We start from the raw sequence: 2,210 nt of genomic DNA on the forward strand, positions 1-2,210 counted from the left end.
TGCTACGTTTAGCCAAGGAAGATAAAAAGCAAATTTTTATGCAAGGCGGCGAGCGGCCGAATTTTTTCATCATCACCGGCTATCTGGGCTCGGGCAAGACTAAATTTATTCAAAATTTCATCGAGCACGAAACGGCGCAAAATAGATTTACCGGCATCATCCAAAACGAGATCGGCAAAATCGGCCTCGACGGCGCACTGCTGGACGCCAAATACGCGCTCGTAGAGATTGACGAGGGGTGCGTTTGCTGCTCTATGGCGGGGCAGATCAAGCTCGCGATTTCGCAGCTTAAGCCCAAAAAGCCCGATAGCATCGTGCTTGAAACCACGGGCGTCGCCAACCCTTTCAATATCTTAAGCGAGCTAAACGAGATAAAAGACGCGGTCAATCTATGCGCCATCGTCACCGTCGTAGATGGGGCGAATTTTTTAAAAGAGCGGGGCAGATCAAAAATAATGCTTGAGCAGATCAAGGCCGCAGACGTCATAGTGCTCAATAAAATCGATCTGCCCGCCGCCGATCCGCAGCGCGTAAAAGATGAGATCGAGCACGTCATCGGGCTTGATTGCAGCAGCGCGATCGAGGTCAGCGCCAAGACGGGCGCGGGCATCAAGGAGCTTTTAGAGGCGATAATCACTCGCATCCCCGCGCCCAAAACAGACGACGACGCGCCGCTTAAGGCGCTCATCTACGACAGCTGGTTTGATAACTACCTAGGCGCGCTCGCGCTTGCGAGGCTCTACGACGGCGTGCTGAAAAAGGGCGACGAGGTCTATATCATGGGTAGTGAGAACCGCCACGAGGTGCTTGATCTGATGTATCCCAACCCGCTCACGCCCGCAAAAACCCGCGAGCTTAGCAGCGGCGAAGTGGGCATCGTAGTAATGGGGCTAAAAAACGTCGCTGACGTGCAGGTGGGCGATACGATCACGCTTTTTAAAAATCGCGCCGCCGCGCCCGTGGGCGGCTTTGAGAAGGCTAAGCCCTTCGTGTTTGCGGGCATCTATCCCGTGCAGACCGATAAATTTGAAGATCTGCGCGACGCTTTGGATAAGCTCAGCCTAAACGACAGCTCGCTTAGCTACGAGCCTGAAACGTCGCTGGCGCTAGGGTTTGGCTTTCGCGTCGGGTTTTTGGGGCTACTGCATATGGAGGTCGTAAAGGAGCGGCTCGAGCGCGAGTTTGATCTCGATCTCATCGCCACGGCGCCGACCGTCACATACGCCGTGTATCTCACGGACGGCTCGTGCGTGCGGATACACAGCCCCAGCGAGCTTCCCGCGCCAAATTTCATCGAGCGCATCGAGGAGCCCTACGTCAGGGCAACGATCATCACCCCGAGCGAGTTTTTGGGCAATCTCATCAGCCTTTTAAATTTGCGCCGCGGCATCCAAACCAAAATGGACTACATCACGCCTGAGCGCGTCCTGCTCGAATACGACGTGCCTACAAACGAGATCATAATGGACTTTTACGACAAGCTCAAGTCCTGCACCAAGGGATATGCGAGCTTCGATTACGAGCCGATCGATTACAGGCGCGGCGATCTCGTAAAGCTCGACATCCGCGTCGCCGGCGAAGCGGTCGATGCGCTATCGATCATCGTACCCGCCTCAAAAGCCGAATCCAAGGGGCGAGACCTCGTCAAAGCGATGAAGGAGATCGTGCCGCGGCAGCTTTTTGAAGTCGCTATCCAGGCTAGCATCGGCAACAAGATCATAGCTCGCGAAAACGTCCGTGCCATGGGCAAAAACGTGACCGCCAAGTGCTACGGCGGCGACATCACGCGCAAGCGCAAGCTGCTCGAGAAGCAAAAAGAGGGCAAGAAGCGCATGAAGGCGGTCGGCAGCGTGGAGCTTCCGCAGGAAGCGTTTATGGCGGTGCTGAAAATTGATGAATAACGTGCGTGAGGGAGCGTGGGGCATCTACGCCCACATTCCCTACTGCGTGAAAAAATGTGCATACTGCGACTTTGTCTCTGCCGCAAATGGAAATGCGGCGGAGATGGAGGACTATGCGGCGGCGCTCGCGGCAGAGATTCTGCGCGAGGTGCCGCCGCTTCGTGCGAGCCGGGGCGATGTCACGACCGTCTACATTGGCGGCGGCACGCCAACCGTACTGCCTGTCGCACTTCTCACGGGGATTCTGCACACACTGATCGAAACGGCAGGAACGCCCGTGGAGTGCACCGTTGAGGCGAACCCGGGCAC

Annotated in this window: 2 protein-coding genes; both read left to right on the forward strand. The window is 56.1% G+C overall.

The genetic code is table 11. The annotated features are described in order from the left end of the window. Positions 1-38: 38 nt before the first annotated feature. Entirely contained in the window at positions 39-1,901 is a 1,863-nt protein-coding gene (lepA, locus tag Q0256_RS00620; RefSeq protein WP_297959073.1) for a translation elongation factor 4, read from the forward strand. Beyond that, positions 1,894-2,210, forward strand: a 317-nt coding sequence (locus Q0256_RS00625; RefSeq protein ID WP_367271930.1) for a radical SAM protein, incomplete at its 3' end; no start/stop codon positions are given. The genes lepA and Q0256_RS00625, both read left to right, overlap by 8 nt.

This window comes from uncultured Campylobacter sp., from assembly GCF_937949835.1.
Lineage (GTDB): Bacteria > Campylobacterota > Campylobacteria > Campylobacterales > Campylobacteraceae > Campylobacter_B.

Bases quoted from the DNA above. Each gene is read 5' to 3' on its own strand.
- lepA (WP_297959073.1), top strand. From the start codon at position 39: ATGCAAGGCGGCGAGCGGCCGAATTTTTTCATCATCACCGGCTATCTG.